This is a genomic window from Solibacillus merdavium (assembly GCF_014836935.1).
Lineage (GTDB): Bacteria > Bacillota > Bacilli > Bacillales_A > Planococcaceae > Solibacillus > Solibacillus ferritrahens.
Genome location: NZ_JACSPW010000027.1, coordinates 1 through 19,768 on the forward strand (window position 1 = coordinate 1; position 19,768 = coordinate 19,768).

Sequence of the window (19,768 nt, forward strand, 5' to 3'; positions counted from 1 at the left end):
CGGTAAAATCTTCCCTTATTTTAGGCGGGCACTGAAAAATTTAAAATAAGGCACTTTCTATCTACTAAGGCGTTTTGTCCACTCGAAGTTGGACGGACGCTTCAAAATCAAAATTTTCGGATTGGTGGGCCTCGTAAACGGCAATAAAGGCAGTGATAAAGACACGTCAAGCGGCTTTAGCGCTGTCTTGCCGTAGCCCATCAATTATTCAAGTGAAATTTTATTAGAAAATCAACCTCATGTTATGGTGATGAACCTTTATGTTTTGTAATTTCCATTATATAGTAGATGGGGCGGAATTTCATTAATTGGGGATAAATTCTATACCTTTACTTACCTTCTGATATATCTTAGGAAGGTTTTTTTATATTTGCGCTGTGGGCAGTTGTCAGTTACTTGGATATGCTACCACCATTAAAACAAGATAAATATAAGTTTAAAAAAATTGAATGTTTTACAATATATGCTAATTATATCTTGACACTCGATATATACACATTTTAATATATGTAATATCGATATATCGACAGTCAATATATGGAGGGCCTATGATTCCTTTATCAGAACCAACGTATTTAATTTTATTAGCATTAATAAAAGAACCAACGCATGGCTATGGCATTATTAAAGCAATTTCAGAGGTAAGCGAAGGGCAGTATGAAATCGCACCGGGAACGCTTTATGGGGTATTAAAAAATATTGAAAAACAAAAGTTAATTGAAGTAGTTGGTGTTGATTTAGACAATCGAAAGAAAAAGATTTATGCCATTACAGATGCAGGAAAAGAAGCGCTAATCGATGAACAACGACGTTATGAAAAGCTATTATTATTTACATACAAATTAAATGGTGAGGGATAAGATGGCAATTACACGAACATTGAGTAAAAGATTTAATTCATTTGAAGCTGAAGAACAATGGTTAAACGAGCTTGCCCAAAGCGGTTGGCGTCTTGTAGATTACGATAAAAAAGAAATTGGTGAAAACTATTATATATTTAAAGTTGATTTAGATGCGGTAAATATGCGATACAAAATTGATTTCAGAAGTTTAAAAGATAAAGAAGAGTTTGATGATTATAAGAAGCTTTTCCATGAAGCTGGTTGGGAGCTAATTGCAAAAAATCATTATTATATGAAACATATTTTCATATCAATTGAGGGAAAGGATATTTTTTCAGATCAATTATCACTCATTGACCGTGAACGAAGATTTCGCAATATAATGTCATTTTATGTAATTGGATTTGCGGCTGCAGTAATTGGCGCATATATTGCAACATTTTATTTTGATTACGATTGGTTAAATGCTCTTATTATTATGGGGATACCAGTAGTTATATGGTATAGCTATGGGTTATACAAATTCCATAAAAAAGTACGTCAATTACAACATGGGAGGTAATGAGATGAAATATTTGAAAACACTCGATAATATATTCTTTTTCATGTCACTATTTGGAATTATCCCATTAATTTTAGCTGCATTTGATGTATATCGCCAGCAAGTTCAAGATTATAAAATTGTGTTTTTATTCTCGTTATATATCGGAGTAATTGGTTCCTTTATTTTAAAAAAGTACAAAACAAAAAAATATGAGCAACTCATGAGAAAAGGTGTACCAGAATCTATGAATTAGTAAATCAATTTTTTAAATAGTAAGCAAAGATAGAAAGGAGCTTGTTATGAAAAAGATACTACCATTCCTATTCGCCATGCTCGTCTTAACTGGGTGTAGTGAGCAAAATGAAATGGAGGGCCAAGGAGTCATCAATACAGAAGCGCCACTTGTTGAACGGGTGGAGGCGGAAATGAAAAAGAAAACCAACACGCTTGAAAATATTTTCCAAGGTCAGTTTGATGATCGGGAAATTGCTTTTGCTACATATTATGAGAATTTAGATCGCGATGAATTCGTTTATCCACAAACGAATTATTCTTTATCAGAGGAAAAACAGGAAGAATTGTTGAATTATATAAAATCCGTCGAAGTGAAACTTTATAAAAAAGATTTTTCTCAAAAAGATGAAGATTTTGATTTTTGGATTATCCGTCCTCAATATCTATATTTAAGTGGTCCTACAATCGCAATAGATTTGGATCATAAAATCTTAAGTGTAGGTGCAGAGGATGTATCTCCAAACGCTTATAAAGTAGTCAATCAGGAAGAAGAAGTATTTGAAAAGTTGGTAGAACTGTTTCATAGTTCCGAAAGACAGGAGCGGAAATATTAGGGGCATTTTTGAAAGTAAGCTGGAGCATCGATTGGTGGTAAGTCGCGATTATAATCTACAAATTCTTTACATACGCTATATGGCACAATTTACTGAGTAAATGGAGGTCTGTGGATGCGAAGTTGGCAAAGTGTGTTGTTTGAAAGGTTTTTAATGCTAAGGGGAACTAAAAAGAAATTTTTGGATGCACGGCTAATGGAAAAATTTATAGCAAGCAAATACAATGAGCGGCCCTATGTATTAGATGAGAAATTTCAGCAAAAGCACTCGATTAGAAAAAACGAGATAGCCGGGATGCTGTATTACACGATTAATGACCAGCCTTCTCCGAAAAAAGTGATTTATTATTTCCACGGGGGAGCTTACATTAATGACCCGCTCATTTTTCATTGGCGCTACTTAGTAAAGCTGGCTGAAGTAACGAATTTTACAATTGTCGTACCGATTTATCCGAAGCTTCCACGGAATACGGTTAAGGAAGCATTTGAGGCAATTCATAGCTTGTATGATCAATTAGTAAAAGATTATGACGTACCGTTTATTTTTATGGGGGATTCTGCTGGTGGCGGGTTAGCGTTGGCATTCGCGCAAGATGTAAAGCACCTGTCGAAAATGCAGCCGCAGCATATTGTACTTCATTCGGCATGGCTAGATGTAAGAGGAGAGGATCCTCAGTATAAAACGCTGGAAAAACTAGATCCGATGCTTGGCGTATTAGGGGCACAGGAACTCGGTCGTATGTGGGCAAACGGACTGGATTTAACACATTATAAAGTCAGCCCTTTGCATGGAGAAATAAAGGATATTGGTCAAATAACGGTTTTTGTTGGGACAGGAGAGCTTCTTCTTGTCGATGCAAGAATGTTGCGAAGTAAAGCAAATGAACAAAATGTAGCCCTCCATTATTACGAATACCCGAATATGAATCATGTATTTCCGGTATTTCCAATTCCCGAAGCGAAGAAAGCTTTCAATACATTAGTGCAAATCATCAATGATTAACTGTTAACGCGTCAACTTTTTGATGCGTTTTTTTTATAATAAAGGGGGATATCATTTCATGAAAGTATATATCATTCGACATTGTGAAGCAGAGGGGCAAGCTCCTGAGGCAATGTTGACGGCAACGGGAATGGAAGCACGAAAGCGTCTTGCGGATTTTTTAATTCCTTATCAAATAGAGGAAGTCATTTCCAGTCCATATGAAAGAGCCATACAGACAATAGAAATGTTCATCCAGGACAACGGTATTCCCTTTAAAGTAGATGAACGATTAAAGGAAAGGGTATTGAGTAGTGAAAATCTTGTAGATTGGCTTGAAAAATTACAGCAAACCTACATAGATTATGATTTAAAGTTTACGGGTGGAGAATCGAGTAATGAGGCCGTTAATCGAATGATTGAATTAGTAAATGAACTGCGACAAGGAAATCATACGTCTGTAGCAATCGTTACGCACGGGAATATTATGTCGTTATTAATCAATCACTATAATGGTGATTTTGGATTTAATGAATGGAAACAACTATCCAATCCGGATGTTTATGAAATTAATTTTAATAGTAAAGAGATTAAGGTGAATCGGATATGGGGAAGTGAAATTGAATTTATTTAAGCAATTATAGTTTAAATAAAAAAATGGGGGAAATATATATATAAGGAAAATGTAAGAAATTCCTACATAAACTAAAAATGAAACAGGTTGAAAAGTGGGTGACTTATGAAAAACATCTTTGTAGTAAGCGATATTCACGGCCATTATGATCAATTTGTTCATGTACTTTCATTTTGGGACAAAAAAGATACACTGGTGATTTTAGGAGATTTAATCGACCGTGGACCAAAGTCATTAGAGGTTATACAAAAAGTGCTGGAATTAAAAGACGAATTCGGTGATCAAGTAATCGTTTGCCTAGGCAATCATGAAGACATGTTGATCGATTATTTAAATTTCCCGGATATAAAACAAGACCGCTTTTTTAAAAACGGTGGTCTGGATACAATTAGAAATTTTCAAGATCAACTTCCGAATGAGTTCATGACAGTAAATCCAGTCATACAAGTTGAAATGATTAAGGAAAAGTTTGCGAGAGAAATTTCGATGATAACAACAAGCAAACTTTTTGTGATTATTGGAAATGTTTTGTTTACACATGCCGGATTTGATTCGAATTTTGAAACAATTGATAATACAAGTGCCGAAGATTTTCTTTGGATTCGTAAGCATTATTTGTCTCAAAACCGCACACCCTATGTCAATGTATTTGGTCATACACCTGTGCACTTAATTCATGATTCAAGTGATGTGTGGATAAGTGAAGATGCCAAATATATTGGGATTGACGGTGGCTGCTATATGACCGGTCAACTAAATGCATTAAATATATCTGAAGCCGGAGAGATTTTGAATATATATAAAGTAGTAGTGGATCCGCCAAAATAAATTAGGCAGTTCATTATATTTTTGATATAATATTATAAACTGCATTTTTGGAGGTTACTTCCTTTTCTGATTTTTAGAAAAGGGGTAACCTCTTTCGTGTTTAAAGAAGTTTTTCAGGGAGGAAACATTTTGGAGCAATATACAAATTTACGGGCTGGTGAAAAAGGAGCCTATTTATCCATAGTTGCCTACATATTTTTAAGTATACTGAAGCTTACTGTAGGTTTTATAGGAGATTCAGAAGCATTAAAAGCAGACGGTTTAAATAATACAACAGATATTATTGCATCCATTGCGGTATTAATTGGGCTGCGAATTTCACAGCGTCCAGCTGATGATGATCATCGATACGGACATTTCCGTGCAGAAACAATCGCTTCACTTGTTGCCTCATTTATTATGATTTACGTAGGTATTGAAGTTCTTTTATCGGCAGGGGAGAAAATAGTAAATCCGATTGAGCAGGAGCCTTCTGTAATTACAATTATTGTTGCATTATTTAGTGCTGTAGTTATGTTTGCAGTTTATAAATATAACCTTAAACTCGCTACAAAAATCAATAGCTCAGCGGTCAGGGCAGCAGCATACGATAATCGATCGGATGCGTTAGTTAGTATAGGGACAGCTATTGGTATTAGTGCTGCAATTCTAGGTTTTCCAATTGTTGATACAATCACGGCATTTATTATTGGTTTGATTATTATAAAAACGGCTATAGAAATCTTTAAAGATGCGGTTTTCTCTTTAACGGATGGATTTGATACGGAGTTAATCTCATCGATAGAAGAACGAGTAACGAAAATTCCTCGGGTGCGCGAAGTGGTAGATGTCCGTGGAAGACAGCATGGGAGCTTAATTTTAGTAGATGTTACAGTACGTGTGAATCCAAATTTAAATGTCAGGGATTCGCATGCTATTACCGAGCAAATTGAACAGGCAGTTGAGCAATTGAGCAAATTTACGACAACACTTGTCCATATTGAACCATATGACCCGAAAGAAGAAATAATTTGTGAAGATGATTTCCATTTTTAACACGATTAAACAAGAAAAGAAAGCACGACATGTATGTAGCATGTCGTGCTTTTCCTTTAGGTTACTTATTAATATGCAATATTTCACCTGGGCCCATTGGTAAACCTAGTAATAGCCATACCCCGAATAAAATAATCCACATGATTGCGAAGAAAATTGAATACGGAATTAAAGCTGAAATCAGTGTACCCATTTTAATGTTTTTATCATACTTACGTGCAAATGCAAGTAGCATCGCAAAGTATGCAAGAAGCGGTGTAATCGGGTTTGTAATGGAGTCACCGACACGGTAAGCCATTTGCGTTACAGCGGGTGAGTAGCCTAAATACATAAACATCGGTACGAAAATTGGTGCAAGTAGTACCCATTTCGCAGAAGCTGATGCCATTAGTAAGTTAACTAACGCCACGATGAAGATGAATCCGATAAACATTGGTACACCCGTGAAGTTCATAGCCTGTAATGTTTCAGCACCTTTAATTGCTAAAATTGTGCCGATATTACTCCAGCTAAAGAATGCAATCATTTGTGCAGCAACGAATGCCAGCACGATGAATGATGCAAGGTCTGCCATTGATTTGAACATCATCCCAGCAACATCGCGGTCTGATTTGATTGTACCGACTACCATTCCGTAGACGATACCAGGAATTAAGAAAAGGAATAGCATTAATGGTACGATACCCGACATAAATGGTGATTGTAAAAATTCACCGTTTTCACCGCGTAAAATACCGTTTTCCGGAAGTACCGTAACCAGTAGAACAGCGATATAAATAAGCGCAGATACGGTTGCCCAAATAAGTGCCTTACTTTCTTTAGGTGTTACTTTTTCTAATACTTCAACTTTACCTTCGTATTTACCGAATCGAGGCTCTACGATTTTTACTGTTACCCATGTTGCAACTGCAATTAATAATACAGTTGATACGGCCATGAAGTAGTAGTTCATCGTTGCAAGACCTGTAAATTCCGGGTCAACTAGGCGCGCAGCTTCCTGTGTAATCCCAACAAGTAATACATCCAGTGATGTAATTAGGATGTTCGCACTAAATCCACCAGCAATTGCTGCATAAGCCGCAACCATACCAACTAATGGATGGCGTCCAATGCTCATGAAGATCATTGCAGCAATAGGTGGCAAGATGATGTATGCGGCATCTGTTGCGACACTACCAAAAATTGCTGTGAAAATTAGGACAGGTACGATCAGGCCCTTTGGTGCAGATAGTACTGTCTTTTTCATCATCGTAGTAATTAAACCACTATGCTCGGCTACACCAATACCAATCATCGCAACGATCACGATGCCAAGTGGCGCAAAGCTTGTGAAGTTTGACACCATGTTTGTTAATATCTGATGCAAACCTTCTTTAGAAAGTAAGTTTACAACTTCCAATGTTTCACCGGAAGTTGGACTCACTGCTGTTAGACCGATTTTGTTTAACAACCAAGAAGCAAGTAAGACTAAACCTGCTAACATGGCGAAAATAGTAATAGGGTCAGGCAATTTATTACCTGCTGTTTCTATTCCATTTAAAAATCGATCGATTAAGGATTTTTTTTGTTTTTTATCCATGGTCTCTCCTCCTAATTTAAAGTAACTTTTTTAGTATAGTAAGAAATATATAGAATACCATTTTTAGAAAAAATTCAGAATTAACTCTAGAAAGAAAAAATTTAATAATGCAAGGGTTGTTTAATAGTCAAAGAAAATTTAGTACCTATAAATCTTTTTTATTCTCGAAAATTTTGTTGAATAGGCATGAAAATTGTCATTGTAAATAACTGTATATTTGATGAGGTGATTGTGTCTGAAATGTGACGTTTTGTATATTTAAGAAAATCAAATGTATTTGTAGGGTGTACAAAGAGAGGGGGAGAAGATATTAAATGCAAAAAAGCCTAAAGCAGCAAGTCACACAAAGCTGTTTTAGGCTTTTATTATTTTATAAAAATATGAGCATCGCAATAGCAAAGTCCTTTGCAACTAGGGCAATCGACTTTGTAAGGTTCAAAATAGCGCGGCATATAAATGACGGGTTCGAACCCTTGTTCTACAAATTGGCGCTCGGCTGCCCAGCGGTTCGTATCGGACTGTACCCAGCCAACCGTTATAATCGTCTGTGCAATTGTTTCAGCTGCACTGAGGTATGCACGCAAAAGTTCCGTCCCAATCCCTTTTTTCCGCTCATTCGGATGGACGACAAAGTGGCTTGTATAAAAGGCTGTGCCTGACGAAACACGCTCTTTTAAAAACTGTAGTTCATTCTGGAAATAAGGGAAGTCCTTATTGAAATCAATTATTTCATATCCAGCAATATAGCCAACAACCTCCTCATGCTCATTGAGCGATAAATAACGGATGCCACCAGCCTGATCAATAGTGTGGGCATTTTCTATTTCAAATGGTAAATAATCATTTAAAAGTGCAGCAATTTTAGCTGCATACTTTATTTCGTACGGTACTATATTCATGCTGTTCCTACCTTGTTTACTATTATTTTTATTATCTTAACATATTAATGGTGATGTGTAATGTGCTACCATGTAGCCGTTGTTCTCGGTTACGACGTCCGCTTTCCTGGAGAAGCACGGGCGTGACTACTAACAACTAAAAAAAGACAGCATCAGATAACATTGATGCTGTCCTAAACGTCTTTTAAAATCTACACTTACTTAATTTATGATACTGCTCATCCATATCTTAATAGTAGTATAAAGCTAATCCTTCAGGCGTGAAGCTTTGTAGGGAACGATAGGTATGGATGAACAGCCGTAATTAAGCAGCTACATCAGAATACTTATTAAGTAATTCGTCTAATTCCTGACTGCAATTTACTACTTGTGGATGCGTATATCCTAAATTTTTTGCTTTTTTATACATATATTTTCTTTTCAATTCAATTCTTAGTTTTAACATTTTTTTTAACAAGTAGATCTTCAAAGTAAACTCTCCATTCGTTATTATTAGTAATCTTCATTATGTGGATGAAATATATTTATGACTTTTATATGGTATCTTATTCAAAAAATTCCAGGTGTCGAAATGTGTAAGAATTGACACATTTCATAAATTTGTAACAAATAAAGGAAATTTGTTCGACAAACTATTATTCAAGCTTGACTTTAATAAAAAGGTTCATTTTTAAGCATTATTTTGGGAGGGAAAGGTATCCTAAAATTCGAGGTCAAAGCAATCCAATCTTTGTACAACTCGGAAAAACATTGATATAATGGGCATTGTGAATAGATAAGAATCAGAAAGAGGTTATGGAAATGACAAATGCTTATGATGAATACATGCGTCAAGTAACACAGCCAATGCGTACAGAGCTTGAAAATTCAGGCTTTACACAATTAACGACTGCGGATAGCGTACATGAATTTATGGCAGAAACGAAGGGGACAGCTCTTGTTGTCATTAACTCCGTATGTGGTTGTGCTGCAGGTTTAGCACGTCCGGCTGCCCGTGAAGCAGTTTCAGAAGTAAAACCGGATCAATTAGTAACTGTTTTTGCAGGTCAAGACCCTGAAGCAACAGCAGCGATGCGCGGTTATTTTGATGAAGTGCCACCAAGTTCGCCTTCTATGGCAATTTTAAAAGGTGGTCAATTAGCATATTTCATTCCACGTGAACAAATCGAAGGCTTCCCTATGGAACAAATTCGTGACCATTTAGTAGATGTATTAAAGCAAGTATGTGCCGACTAACAATCATCACGACTGCCGGACGTCCAGACGAGCAATCGCTAAAATTAGCTGAACTAGCAAGTCAGGAACTAAATGCGAAAATTATTCCACGACAAAAGCGTTCAGTTCGTAAACTTGCTGAAATTTACGATGCGAATGTAATCGTTGCTGGGAAAAACCGTTATGAATATTACGCGAAAGGTGCTGAGGCGCCTTTCTTTTTTCATCCGAATTCTGCTGCATTTCGATTGAAACGAGTAGATCGTGGTGAAGAAGAGCCATTGCTTACAGCGTGTGCTTTACAAAAGGGCGATACGTTTTTAGATTGTACGCTCGGTATCGGCTCAGACAGCTTATTAGCGGCATATGCGGTTGGGAATAGTGGTGAAATCATCGGTCTTGAAGCCGATCAAAATGTAGCATTTATTGTGAAAACAGGTATGCAAACTTATGATACTTCCGAGCTCCCATTAACGTCCTATATGCGCAATATTAAAGTCATTCATGCCAATGCGCTTGAATTTTTGAAAAAACAGGAAGATAACAGTTTTGATGTTGTATATATGGATCCGATGTTTACCGAAGTAATCGAGGAATCGACTAATTTTGAAGCATTACGTTTCGCTGGTAACCATATCCCGTTAACGGATGAATGGGTAATAGAAGCAAAGCGTGTTGCTAAAAGACGTGTTGTTTTAAAGGCACATTTTAAATCGGATTGGTTTGAACGGTATCATTTTCAGCGCGATGTCCGTCTAACTGCAAAATTCCATTATGGTGTCTATATAAAATAAGGCCGTTGAAGTTCTTTTATAGGAGCTTCAGCGCTTTTTTTGATTTGAATGAATATGTTGCTATGAATTGCACATAAATAGGAACGTCTTGGAACTTTACATACCCCATATAGGTATGGTAATGTAAAAATAAGTAAGGGGGATTGGTTGAATGATCCATGAAAGCAACGAAGAGCACGTAATTCATGAAGTGAGCTGTCGTAAAAGTCATCATCCTGAACCGATAAAAAAAGATTTGACGACAAGATTAAATCGTATAGAAGGGCAAATTCGTGGGATTAAAGGTATGATTGAGAAAGATATTTATTGTGATGATGTCATTACACAATTATCGGCCACTCAATCTGCTTTAAATAGTGTCGCGAAAATTTTGTTGGAAGGTCATCTAAAAGGCTGTGTAGTCGATCGTTTAAATGAAGGCGATACAGAAGTATTAGACGAGCTTGTAGTTACAATTCAAAAAATGATGAAAAAATAAGGAGTGTTCGAGAATGGAAAACGTAATTTTAAATGTAAATGGTATGACATGCGGGCATTGTGTAAAAGCTGTTGAAACAAGTGTTGGCGCATTAGCTGGTGTACAGGAAGTAAAAGTGGACCTAGCTGAAAAAAAGGTAGCAGTTGCGTATAACGAAGATGCTGTTTCAGTTGATAAAATTAAAGAAACAATTGATGAACAAGGTTATGACGTTGTTTAATAATTGAGGTTTACGAATGTTTTAGGTTCTCTAATTTAGAGAACCTCTCTTTTTATAAAATTTTATACCCCCTTGAGGTATAAAGAGGTGAGAATATGACAAAAGAATTGACATTGCAAGTAACAGGTATGACGTGTGCGGCGTGTTCGGCAAGGATTGAAAAAGGGTTGAACCGCATGGAAGGGGTCGAATCTGCGAACGTCAATCTAGCGGTTGAAAAAGCAGCGGTTCAATATGATGAAACGGTCATCAAAGCACAGGATATCGAGCAAAAAATCCAGGCGCTCGGCTATGATGTTGTCAAAGAGAAAGCAGATTTCACAATCGATGGTATGACGTGTGCGGCATGTTCGGCAAGAATCGAAAAGGTGCTTGGGAAAATGGACGGGATTTCTACTGCGAATGTGAACTTGGCATTGGAGAAAGCGACGATAGAGTTTAATCCGTCACAAGTTTCGGTGTCCGATATTATTGCGCGTATTGAGAAAATTGGCTATGGGGCACAAGCTGTAGTCGAGGGCGACCCGGTTGATCATCGGGAAAAAGCAATCCAACGGCAAACAATTAAATTTATCGCGGCGGCCATTCTATCACTGCCACTATTATGGACGATGGTGGCACACTTTTCATTTACGAGCTTCTTATATGTGCCGGACCTTCTAATGAATCCTTGGGTACAGCTAGCATTAGCAACACCTGTTCAATTTATTATTGGCTGGCAATTTTATGTAGGTGCATACAAATCATTACGTAGTGGTGCGGCCAATATGGATGTGCTCGTTGTGATGGGAACGAGTGCGGCCTATTTTTATAGTATTTATCAAATGCTCGCACATCCGAGCGGTCATATGCCGCACTTGTATTTTGAAACGAGCGCGGTGCTCATTACGTTAATTTTATTAGGGAAACTGTTTGAAGCACGTGCAAAAGGCAAATCTTCACAGGCAATCAAACAGCTGATGGGTATGCAGGCGAAATCAGCACTTGTGATCCGGGATGGCGTCGAGCAGTCTGTGCCGCTTGAAGAAGTGCGCATTAATGATATTGTCCGCGTGAAGCCTGGTGAAAAGATTCCTGTCGATGGTGAAGTCGTTTCCGGTACTTCTGCGGTAGATGAATCGATGCTGACAGGCGAAAGTTTGCCGGTCGAAAAAAAAATTGGCGATTTTGTTTACGGTGCCACATTAAACAAAAACGGTGCACTGGAAATGAAAGCTTTAAAGGTTGGCAGTGAAACAGCTCTGTCACAAATCATTAAAATTGTAGAATCGGCACAAGGTTCTAAAGCACCCATTCAACGACTTGCCGATAAGATTTCCAATATTTTTGTACCAATCGTTGTCGGAATTGCCGTCGTGACATTCATTTTATGGTGGCTAATCGGCGGAGAATTTATCCAGGCATTTGAAGCGACAATAGCGGTACTTGTTATTGCATGCCCCTGTGCGCTCGGCTTGGCGACACCGACATCGATTATGGCGGGTTCAGGACGTGCCGCACAGCTCGGGATTTTGTTCAAAGGCGGGGAACATCTTGAACAGACTGGTTTTGTCGATACAGTTGTTGTTGATAAAACAGGTACCGTTACTAACGGGAAGCCGGTGTTAACGGATGTAGTGATGTTTAATAATTTTGATGAAGATGATGTGCTTCGCATTGCCGCAACAGCAGAAAAACAGTCTGAACATCCTTTGGCAGAAGCGATTGTTGAAGGTGTGTTAGAGCGTGGTATTAAACTGTCAGCTGTATCAAATTTCCAAGCACTTCCTGGACTTGGTATTGAAGCGCAAGTAGATGATGTCGAAGTAGCTGTTGGTACGAGAAAACTAATGCGTAATCAACAAATTGATATTAATGAATCAGTTGAACAGCAATTGATTTCATTGGAACAGCAAGGAAAGACTGCGATGCTTGTTGCCATTAACAAAGAATTCGCAGCAATTATTGCCGTGGCGGATACGGTAAAAGAAACATCTGCTGAAGCGGTGAAACGTTTGCATGCGCTTGGCCTGAAAGTGATTATGCTTACTGGGGACAATGAACGTACTGCTCAAGCTATTGCGGCGGAAGTGGGCATTGATGAAGTCATCTCAGAAGTGCTGCCTGAACAAAAGGCACAGCAAATTGAAACCTTGAAACAACAAGGGCGTAATGTTGCAATGGTTGGTGACGGGATAAACGACGCACCGGCACTAGCGGTAGCTGATATCGGAATGGCAATTGGTACAGGAACCGATGTTGCGATGGAAGCGGCAGATATTACATTAATTCGCGGGGATCTGAACAGTATTGCAGATGCAATTTTAATGAGCCGTAAAACGATGACGAACATTAAACAAAACCTGTTTTGGGCGTTTGCTTATAATATCATTGGCATTCCGATTGCTGCACTCGGTTTCCTAGCTCCTTGGGTAGCAGGTGCCGCGATGGCATTCAGTTCTGTTTCGGTTGTATTGAACGCATTAAGACTGCAACGTGTTAAATTGTAAAAATAACCGACTTCCTGAATAAAGAATGCTTACGTTTCATAATAAAGAATATATCAACATAGAAACACAGTATAGTTTTTGTTGTAGTGAAAGCTTACAATCGATGTTTTTCTCATTCCATCTTTATTATAAATAAACCAATAATGATAGGAGCAATCAATATGAAGGAAGATTCAAAGGTATATGACGTCACGATTATCGGTGGAGGTCCTGCGGGTATGTTTACGGCATTCTACGGAGGTATGCGCCAGCTTGAAGTTAAGTTAATTGAAAGTCTTCCACAATTAGGTGGGCAGCTTGCTGCACTTTATCCAGAAAAATATATTTATGATATTGCAGGTTTTCCAAAGGTCCGGGCGCGGGAACTTGTGAATAATTTGAAAGAGCAAATGTCAGCATTTAACCAAGAAATAGTAACTGAGCAAAGTGTCGAAACAATTACTAAGTTGGAGGACGGAACATTTAAGCTGACGACGAACAAAGAAATACATTATTCAAAGACAATCATTATTACAGCTGGTCTTGGTGCATTCCAGCCAAGACAGTTGGAAGTTGTAGGAGCAGAATATTACGAGGGCAAAAACCTTCATTATTTCATCAGTGAGTTAAATGAATTTCAGGGGAAGAATGTAGTTATTTTCGGCGGAGGAGACTCAGCTATTGACTGGTCACTTATGCTTGAGCCTATTGCAAAGAAAGTTACTATTGTCCATAGACGTGATCAATTTAGAGCGCATGAGCACAGTGTTGAAAAGCTGCTCAAATCGAGTGTAGACATAAAAACGCCTTTTATACCTGATGAGTTGTTTGGTGATGAAAAGGGCATTAAACAAGTTGTCATCCGGAATGCAGAAGGAGAAAAAGAAACACTTGAGGTGGATGAAATAATCGTAAACTATGGATTTAAATCCTCATTAGGTCCAATCAAAGAGTGGGGTTTGGAAATTGAGAAAAATTCCATTATCGTAAACTCTAAAATGGAAACAAATATCGAAGGAATATATGCTGTTGGTGACGTTACCACATACGATGGAAAAGTGAAATTAATTGCAACTGGATTCGGTGAAGCGCCGGTTGCAATTAGTGCGGCACGGTTGTATATTGACCCATCAGCAAAAAAACATGTACCGCACAGCACGGATATTTTCAGTAGGAAGTAGTATGGGGTTTAATAAGAGAAATGGAGACACAATTCGCTTATGAATTTGTGTCTCTTTTTATCTACATTTAGGAATCTACTATTATAAGCGTAGACCTTTACCTATTACTTTCTGAAAATTCCATATTTCGTTATGATATAACTAGCAGGAAAAATAATGAGAATTTAAAGGGAGTGCCTAAACTATGGAATACATTACACTTAATAATGGAGTAAAAATGCCGATTGTTGGTACCGGAACAAATACGTATGGAAAAGAAAATAATGAATTTAAAGGAGCATTAAAAAATGAAATTCCTGAACTCGTGTCAGCACTTGAGTTGGGATATCGATCAATAGACGCTGCTATTATGTATAACAAAGAAGAACTTGTCGGAAGAGTTTTAGCAGAAAGCACAGTTCCTAGAGAAGATTTATTTATTACGACAAAAGTCCCGGCGAACGAAGAATATATTTCTTCAAAAGATGCGACTCGAGCAGCTATAGATAATAGTCTGAAAAACTTCCAAACAGATTATTTGGACCTGCTTCTTATTCACTTCCCGATCGAAGACAAAGAACAGCTGAAAAACACTTGGGAAGTATTTGAAGATTATTACGAAGCGGGCAAACTAAAAGCAATAGGGGTTTCAAACTTTGGTAAAAATCAGCTTGATGAATTGAAAGAATTCGCTAAAGTGAAGCCAGCCGTTAATCAAATACAAATTAATTTAAAAGAAAAGAATAAAGAACTTCTGGCTTTATTACAAGAAGAGGGTATTACGCCTGTTGCATGGGGGCCTATGAAAACTGAAGCTGATCAAAACGAAGTGTTAGATGAAATCGGTAAAGCTTATGGGAAAACTGGCGCGCAAGTGTTATTAAAATATCAAATAGAGCGCGGTGTAATCGTTATTCCAAAATCACACAACCGTGATAATCAAGCAGCTAATCTAGCACTTTTCGATTTCGAATTAACTGCAACAGATGTAGAAAGAATTGAAAGTCTGTAAATGTAAACAAGCGTCTCCAATTTAGGAGACGCTTGTTTTATCTAGTCTGTTGGTTTACGTTTTTTAATAACCAGGTCGAATCTTCTAATATATTTAAAAATGTGCTAATATTAGTTCAGTTTTCTAATATATCTGTCCAATGTGCTAATAAGCTGTTGAAATGTTCAAATATCGCTCGGGAATCTTCTAATATCCAGCCAAAAGGTTCTAATATCTAATCTAAAGTTCTAATAAAAAATACTTCGACTTATCTAAAGCCCATATTCCAATGTGACTGTACAAAACTTATCGTAAGTGGAGTACTATTTGATTCAAATTTCATCCAAAACACAAGAACCTATTCCTTCCGCATAATAAAACTCAAATGTCTGCCTGTACCTCGGTCTTGACGATGAGAAAATCCGTCATCATCCAAAAATGTGCACATACGGTCAATTGTAATATTCTCTTCAGGAACACCTGCAAGCATGCATTGCTTTTTCACGGTTAACTGATTATCGATATGGAATTTACCTGTATCTTCATTCCAGTACATAAATTCATCCGCATAGCCGAGTGCATTGAATTTCTCCTGCACATCCGCATCCACTTCAAATTTTTCCTGGCTAATTGCAGGTCCGATTAACACTTTTAAATCACGCATATCACAATTTTCTTGTGTGTTTAAATGCTGTAGCAACTTTAAAGTAATTTCTTTAATCGTACCTTGCCAACCGGAATGAACGGCACCGACTAGGTTTGTTTTTTCATTATAAAATAGAACGGGTACACAGTCTGCAGTGAAGCTTGAGATTACGACATTCGATTCGTACGTATAGAGGGCATCGGTGTCGGAAATGGCTGTTGCGTTGTCTGTCGCACCTTTACCGATTTCTGATTTTTCTACACGGAAGAAGTTTGCGCTATGTGTTTGATTGGCGCAGACAAAATCCGACAGGTCTGTTTCCAGCAGTGATGCAAGCTGTTTGCGGTTTTCGATAATATTAGCTTCGTTTTTGCAAACATGCAGGGCCATATTATTGTCCTCGGAAAATGCTGAATCTTTGAGTGTAATACCCATTACTCGTTTTACATTATTTTCATAAAATTTTACCTTCATTTTATCACCCCCTGTACTATACCCTCAAAAGCAATTTTTGTATAGGCAAATGGGGTTTGGTATAATGATGGGAAATAGGGGGAATAGGATGAAAAGTTGGCAAATCATTTTAACGGGTTTTTTACCTTATGTAATGGCGGTTATTGTTTTTATAGCGGTTGCAATTCCTTATGCGAATGAAGCGATCACATTCGGTACGGCCGTGACCATAATTGTTTATGTTTTGCCAATTTACTTCTTTGTCGTCATCCCTTGGTATTATGTGTTGTACATCATGCGCAAACGTTACAGCAAACGTGCACTTTTGTTCACAAGTCTTGTTTTTTGCGTGCTTCAGCCAATTATTTTCGGAATGATTCTTAAAGTACCGATCGGCAGCGCGGATTTTTTATTTTTTGTATCACCGCCGTTTATAGTTGGCATAATGGTTAGTACACTGTGTATTAACTGGTTCTATAAAGAAGACTTACAGCAACTGACAGATGGAAGGGGAGAGCCGATTGGAATTGACGATTGAATGGCACTATATCACAAAGTCCAAGCAGGAAATTACTTGGCGAAGTGAGGCCATACCTGCTGCGCATGCCTATACGCTCGTACTGGATATGGAAAATACGGGTCGGACAAAAAGTATTGTGATGACAGATGAACATGACAGTACATGGACATTAAAAGAACTAAAAAAATATTTAAAATCACTCGAAACAGAACCTTCTGAAGTAGAGGTGTATTTCGATGGCGGTTTTCATAGAGAAGAAAAGCTGGCTGGTTTAGGGATAGTCGTCTATTATAAACAGAATGGGAAAAACTATCGCTTGCGAACGAACCGACTGGCGGAGTATTTAACATCAAACAATGAAGCGGAATATGCGGCTCTGAATCTTGCGGTTGAACAGCTTGAGGAAATGGGTGTCCACCATCAAAAAGTGAAGATTTATGGCGATTCGCAAGTAGTCATTAATGAAATGAACGGCGAATGGGCGGTAACTGATTCCGTTTTGACAACGTGGGCGGATAAAATCGATGTGAAGCTGCAAAAGCTTGGCATTCGACCTCACTATGAATATATTGACCGCAAACAAAATGGTGAAGCCGATCAGCTAGCAAATCAGGCGCTTCAGGAAATCGAAATTTACGCGGATATTGATGTACAAAAAAGTAGGAAAAAGAAGGGGGATCTTTCATGATTCGATCTGTTGGCGCTGGTAGTTCAAGTTTAACGAACCAGACTCGTCCAAGAAATATACAAAAACAAACTACAGCATTCCCGAAAATTGGGGAAGATCAAGGATTTACACCAAAGCAGGAAAAGCTACGCATTGAAGAGTTCGAAAAAGCACCGATGATGGTTGGTGTAAAGCCGAAAGCACAGCTAAAATCCATTTTTGACGAAATAAATGATGTCGTTAAGAAAAATGCTGATGGGGATCGTTTGGAAGTAAGTAAACGTGCCATTTCTTTAGCAAAGGAAACTTTATTCAGTTAAAAAATAAGCTCCACCGGGAAATTAATTTTCTCAGTGGAGCTTTCTTTATATTATAGAATTACTTTTTTCTCAAAAGCACGTTCACCAGCAATACCTGGCTGTGTTAATTCAAATGGATTTAAAATAATATCCAATTGTTCGATTGTGAAATAATTATATTGTAGGCAAAGTTCACGTACAGATTTACCGCTATGAAGTGCTTCACGGGCAATCTGGCTTGAACGTTCATAGCCTAAATGAGGGGCTAAAGCTGTTACAACACCGATTGATTGCTCTACAAAATCATGTAAACGCGCTTCGTTTGCTTCAATATGATCTAAGCAGTATTTTGTGAATACTGTAAAACCATTTGTCATAATTTCGATTGATTGTAGCAAGTTGAATACTAATACAGGCTCCATTACATTCAATTCGAATTGTCCTGCTTCAGAAGCAAGAGAAATTGTAACATCATTACCGATTACTTGGAAAGCAATTTGGTTAATCACTTCAGGCATAACTGGATTTACTTTACCAGGCATAATAGATGAACCAGGCTGGCGTTCCGGTAAACGGATTTCTGCAAAACCGGCTTTTGGACCTGATGCCATTAAACGTAAATCATTACAGATTTTCGACATATTCATCATCGCAATTTTTAACATTGATGAAACTTCTGCGTACGTATCTGTATTTTGTGTACCATCGATTAAATTATCTACTTTAATGAATGGGAATCCACTATAAGCAGCAATGTTTTCTACAGCTAATTTCATATATTGTGTATCTGCATTTAAACCAGTACCGATAGCAGTTGCACCGATATTGATTTGCAGCATTGTTTGCTGAGCTTTCTTAATACGGGCAATATCACGTGCTACTACTGCCGCGTATGCACCAAATTCTTGACCTAAACGGATTGGTACTGCATCTTGTAAATGAGTACGACCCATTTTTACAATGGAATCAAATTCTACTGATTTCTGAATGAAACTGTCACGCATTACTTCCATCGCCATTATTAACTTGTCTAAAGTTGCTACTGTTGCGATATGAATAGCAGATGGGAATGCATCATTAGTTGATTGGGCCATATTAACATGGCTGTTAGGACTGATGATTGAATAAGTACCTTTTTCTTCCCCTAATATTTCTAACGCACGGTTAGCAATGACTTCATTGGCATTCATGTTCATTGAAGTACCTGCGCCGCCTTGAATTGGATCTACAACGAATTGATCGTGTAAATGCCCTTTAATAATGTCATCAGATGCTTGCGCAATCGCATTAGCAATTGTTGCGTCTAATTTACCGATCGCTGCATTCGCAAGTGCTGAGCTTTTTTTCACAATGGCAAATGCGCGGATCAATTCCGGATGCATAGTCATTTTTGTGATGGGGAAGTTTTCTATTGCACGAGTTGTCTGAACGCCGTAATATGCGTCCTTTGGAATTTCTAATGTGCCTAAAAAGTCTTTTTCAATACGTGTACTCATTTGTACGAACCCTCCAAGAGAATGGTGTAATAGTTGGATAAACAATTACATTATACGTCAAAAACTCCTAAAAGCTTACTTGCTGAATTATTAGATTATTTGACGTGTTCATGTGAACTTTAAAAAGTTATTGCCGAAGTTCATTATAAACAAATTCTAGTCAATTACGAA

The 19,768-nt window shown here is 37.7% G+C and carries 23 protein-coding genes; 18 read left to right on the top strand and 5 right to left on the bottom strand.

The window, feature by feature from the left end; all coding sequences use genetic code 11:
* Window positions 1-548 precede the first annotated feature (548 nt).
* From H9632_RS17780 to H9632_RS17815, 8 genes are all read left to right on the top strand, one after another.
* Window positions 549-860 (top strand): PadR family transcriptional regulator, encoded by a 312-nt coding sequence (locus tag H9632_RS17780; RefSeq protein ID WP_191705404.1) that lies wholly within the window; start codon window positions 549-551, stop codon window positions 858-860.
* A 1-nt stretch (window position 861) separates the two neighbouring features.
* Complete coding sequence (locus tag H9632_RS17785; protein ID WP_191705405.1) at window positions 862-1,404, top strand: DUF2812 domain-containing protein; 543 nt, start codon at window positions 862-864, stop codon at window positions 1,402-1,404.
* A gap of 4 nt (window positions 1,405-1,408) precedes the next feature.
* Window positions 1,409-1,639, top strand: a complete 231-nt coding sequence (locus H9632_RS17790; protein ID WP_191705406.1) for a hypothetical protein — start codon at window positions 1,409-1,411, stop codon at window positions 1,637-1,639.
* Between the two features lie 46 nt (window positions 1,640-1,685).
* A complete protein-coding gene (locus H9632_RS17795) occupies window positions 1,686-2,234 on the top strand; it encodes a lipoprotein (RefSeq protein ID WP_191705407.1) in 549 nt (182 codons plus the stop codon).
* 114 nt (window positions 2,235-2,348) lie between these two features.
* Window positions 2,349-3,236 (top strand): alpha/beta hydrolase fold domain-containing protein, encoded by an 888-nt coding sequence (locus H9632_RS17800; protein WP_191705408.1) that lies wholly within the window; start codon window positions 2,349-2,351, stop codon window positions 3,234-3,236.
* Window positions 3,237-3,294: 58 nt separating this feature from the next.
* Window positions 3,295-3,849 (top strand): histidine phosphatase family protein, encoded by a 555-nt coding sequence (locus tag H9632_RS17805; protein WP_191705409.1) that lies wholly within the window; start codon window positions 3,295-3,297, stop codon window positions 3,847-3,849.
* A gap of 105 nt (window positions 3,850-3,954) precedes the next feature.
* Complete coding sequence (locus tag H9632_RS17810) at window positions 3,955-4,677, top strand: metallophosphoesterase family protein (RefSeq protein ID WP_191705410.1); 723 nt, start codon at window positions 3,955-3,957, stop codon at window positions 4,675-4,677.
* A gap of 129 nt (window positions 4,678-4,806) precedes the next feature.
* Complete coding sequence (locus tag H9632_RS17815) at window positions 4,807-5,712, top strand: cation diffusion facilitator family transporter (protein WP_191705411.1); 906 nt, start codon at window positions 4,807-4,809, stop codon at window positions 5,710-5,712.
* A 61-nt stretch (window positions 5,713-5,773) separates the two neighbouring features.
* Here the strand turns inward: H9632_RS17815 and H9632_RS17820 are convergent, their stop codons facing one another.
* The 3 genes from H9632_RS17820 to H9632_RS17830 all read right to left on the bottom strand — a co-directional run bounded on the left by H9632_RS17820 (window position 5,774) and on the right by H9632_RS17830 (window position 8,635).
* Window positions 5,774-7,291 carry an AbgT family transporter gene (locus H9632_RS17820; RefSeq protein WP_191705412.1) on the bottom strand — a complete coding sequence of 506 codons (1,518 nt, stop codon included), beginning with the start codon at window positions 7,289-7,291 and terminating at the stop codon, window positions 5,774-5,776.
* Between the two features lie 365 nt (window positions 7,292-7,656).
* On the bottom strand, window positions 7,657-8,190 hold the full coding sequence (locus H9632_RS17825) for a GNAT family N-acetyltransferase (protein ID WP_191705413.1): 534 nt from the start codon (window positions 8,188-8,190) through the stop codon (window positions 7,657-7,659).
* A gap of 304 nt (window positions 8,191-8,494) precedes the next feature.
* Window positions 8,495-8,635 (bottom strand): aspartyl-phosphate phosphatase Spo0E family protein, encoded by a 141-nt coding sequence (locus H9632_RS17830; RefSeq protein ID WP_404829040.1) that lies wholly within the window; start codon window positions 8,633-8,635, stop codon window positions 8,495-8,497.
* Window positions 8,636-8,991: 356 nt separating this feature from the next.
* Between H9632_RS17830 and H9632_RS17835 the strand changes: the two genes are divergently transcribed.
* From H9632_RS17835 to H9632_RS17865, 7 genes are all read left to right on the top strand, one after another.
* Window positions 8,992-9,426: a BrxA/BrxB family bacilliredoxin gene (locus H9632_RS17835; RefSeq protein ID WP_191705415.1), complete on the top strand. Its 435-nt coding sequence runs from the start codon at window positions 8,992-8,994 to the stop codon at window positions 9,424-9,426.
* Window positions 9,414-10,199, top strand: a complete 786-nt coding sequence (locus tag H9632_RS17840) for a class I SAM-dependent methyltransferase (protein ID WP_191705416.1) — start codon at window positions 9,414-9,416, stop codon at window positions 10,197-10,199. Before H9632_RS17835 ends, H9632_RS17840 begins: the two co-directional genes overlap by 13 nt.
* Before the next feature lie 151 nt (window positions 10,200-10,350).
* Window positions 10,351-10,677 (top strand): metal-sensitive transcriptional regulator, encoded by a 327-nt coding sequence (locus H9632_RS17845; RefSeq protein ID WP_191705417.1) that lies wholly within the window; start codon window positions 10,351-10,353, stop codon window positions 10,675-10,677.
* Between the two features lie 13 nt (window positions 10,678-10,690).
* A complete protein-coding gene (gene copZ, locus H9632_RS17850) occupies window positions 10,691-10,897 on the top strand; it encodes a copper chaperone CopZ (protein WP_191705418.1) in 207 nt (68 codons plus the stop codon).
* A 95-nt stretch (window positions 10,898-10,992) separates the two neighbouring features.
* A complete protein-coding gene (locus tag H9632_RS17855) occupies window positions 10,993-13,386 on the top strand; it encodes a heavy metal translocating P-type ATPase (RefSeq protein WP_191705419.1) in 2,394 nt (797 codons plus the stop codon).
* A 161-nt stretch (window positions 13,387-13,547) separates the two neighbouring features.
* Window positions 13,548-14,546 (top strand): NAD(P)/FAD-dependent oxidoreductase, encoded by a 999-nt coding sequence (locus tag H9632_RS17860; RefSeq protein ID WP_191705420.1) that lies wholly within the window; start codon window positions 13,548-13,550, stop codon window positions 14,544-14,546.
* A gap of 184 nt (window positions 14,547-14,730) precedes the next feature.
* Entirely contained in the window at window positions 14,731-15,537 is an 807-nt protein-coding gene (locus H9632_RS17865; RefSeq protein ID WP_191705421.1) for an aldo/keto reductase, read from the top strand.
* A 337-nt stretch (window positions 15,538-15,874) separates the two neighbouring features.
* Here H9632_RS17865 and pgeF read toward each other — a convergent pair whose 3' ends face one another.
* Window positions 15,875-16,636: a peptidoglycan editing factor PgeF gene (gene pgeF, locus H9632_RS17870; protein WP_191705422.1), complete on the bottom strand. Its 762-nt coding sequence runs from the start codon at window positions 16,634-16,636 to the stop codon at window positions 15,875-15,877.
* An 88-nt stretch (window positions 16,637-16,724) separates the two neighbouring features.
* Between pgeF and H9632_RS17875 the strand changes: the two genes are divergently transcribed.
* The 3 genes from H9632_RS17875 to H9632_RS17885 are packed head-to-tail and all read left to right on the top strand — an operon-like array spanning window position 16,725 to window position 18,122.
* Complete coding sequence (locus H9632_RS17875; protein WP_191705423.1) at window positions 16,725-17,153, top strand: ATPase; 429 nt, start codon at window positions 16,725-16,727, stop codon at window positions 17,151-17,153.
* Window positions 17,137-17,823: a DUF771 domain-containing protein gene (locus H9632_RS17880; protein ID WP_191705424.1), complete on the top strand. Its 687-nt coding sequence runs from the start codon at window positions 17,137-17,139 to the stop codon at window positions 17,821-17,823. The genes H9632_RS17875 and H9632_RS17880 overlap by 17 nt, the downstream gene beginning before the upstream one ends.
* A complete protein-coding gene (locus H9632_RS17885; RefSeq protein WP_191705425.1) occupies window positions 17,820-18,122 on the top strand; it encodes a DNA primase in 303 nt (100 codons plus the stop codon). The genes H9632_RS17880 and H9632_RS17885 overlap by 4 nt, the downstream gene beginning before the upstream one ends.
* 50 nt (window positions 18,123-18,172) lie before the next feature.
* Here H9632_RS17885 and aspA read toward each other — a convergent pair whose 3' ends face one another.
* On the bottom strand, window positions 18,173-19,597 hold the full coding sequence (gene aspA, locus H9632_RS17890) for an aspartate ammonia-lyase (protein WP_191705426.1): 1,425 nt from the start codon (window positions 19,595-19,597) through the stop codon (window positions 18,173-18,175).
* Between the last annotated feature and the right edge of the window lie 171 nt (window positions 19,598-19,768).

Bases quoted from the DNA above. Each gene is read 5' to 3' on its own strand.
- H9632_RS17780 (WP_191705404.1), top strand. From the start codon at position 549: ATGATTCCTTTATCAGAACCAACGTATTTAATTTTATTAGCATTAATA.
- H9632_RS17785 (WP_191705405.1), top strand. From the start codon at position 862: ATGGCAATTACACGAACATTGAGTAAAAGATTTAATTCATTTGAAGCT.
- H9632_RS17790 (WP_191705406.1), top strand. From the start codon at position 1,409: ATGAAATATTTGAAAACACTCGATAATATATTCTTTTTCATGTCACTA.
- H9632_RS17795 (WP_191705407.1), top strand. From the start codon at position 1,686: ATGAAAAAGATACTACCATTCCTATTCGCCATGCTCGTCTTAACTGGG.
- H9632_RS17800 (WP_191705408.1), top strand. From the start codon at position 2,349: ATGCGAAGTTGGCAAAGTGTGTTGTTTGAAAGGTTTTTAATGCTAAGG.
- H9632_RS17805 (WP_191705409.1), top strand. From the start codon at position 3,295: ATGAAAGTATATATCATTCGACATTGTGAAGCAGAGGGGCAAGCTCCT.
- H9632_RS17810 (WP_191705410.1), top strand. From the start codon at position 3,955: ATGAAAAACATCTTTGTAGTAAGCGATATTCACGGCCATTATGATCAA.
- H9632_RS17820 (WP_191705412.1), bottom strand. From the start codon at position 7,291: ATGGATAAAAAACAAAAAAAATCCTTAATCGATCGATTTTTAAATGGA.
- H9632_RS17825 (WP_191705413.1), bottom strand. From the start codon at position 8,190: ATGAATATAGTACCGTACGAAATAAAGTATGCAGCTAAAATTGCTGCA.
- H9632_RS17830 (WP_404829040.1), bottom strand. From the start codon at position 8,635: ATGTTAAAACTAAGAATTGAATTGAAAAGAAAATATATGTATAAAAAA.
- H9632_RS17835 (WP_191705415.1), top strand. From the start codon at position 8,992: ATGACAAATGCTTATGATGAATACATGCGTCAAGTAACACAGCCAATG.
- H9632_RS17840 (WP_191705416.1), top strand. From the start codon at position 9,414: ATGTGCCGACTAACAATCATCACGACTGCCGGACGTCCAGACGAGCAA.
- H9632_RS17845 (WP_191705417.1), top strand. From the start codon at position 10,351: ATGATCCATGAAAGCAACGAAGAGCACGTAATTCATGAAGTGAGCTGT.
- copZ (WP_191705418.1), top strand. From the start codon at position 10,691: ATGGAAAACGTAATTTTAAATGTAAATGGTATGACATGCGGGCATTGT.
- H9632_RS17855 (WP_191705419.1), top strand. From the start codon at position 10,993: ATGACAAAAGAATTGACATTGCAAGTAACAGGTATGACGTGTGCGGCG.
- H9632_RS17860 (WP_191705420.1), top strand. From the start codon at position 13,548: ATGAAGGAAGATTCAAAGGTATATGACGTCACGATTATCGGTGGAGGT.
- H9632_RS17865 (WP_191705421.1), top strand. From the start codon at position 14,731: ATGGAATACATTACACTTAATAATGGAGTAAAAATGCCGATTGTTGGT.
- pgeF (WP_191705422.1), bottom strand. From the start codon at position 16,636: ATGAAGGTAAAATTTTATGAAAATAATGTAAAACGAGTAATGGGTATT.
- H9632_RS17875 (WP_191705423.1), top strand. From the start codon at position 16,725: ATGAAAAGTTGGCAAATCATTTTAACGGGTTTTTTACCTTATGTAATG.
- H9632_RS17885 (WP_191705425.1), top strand. From the start codon at position 17,820: ATGATTCGATCTGTTGGCGCTGGTAGTTCAAGTTTAACGAACCAGACT.
- aspA (WP_191705426.1), bottom strand. From the start codon at position 19,597: ATGAGTACACGTATTGAAAAAGACTTTTTAGGCACATTAGAAATTCCA.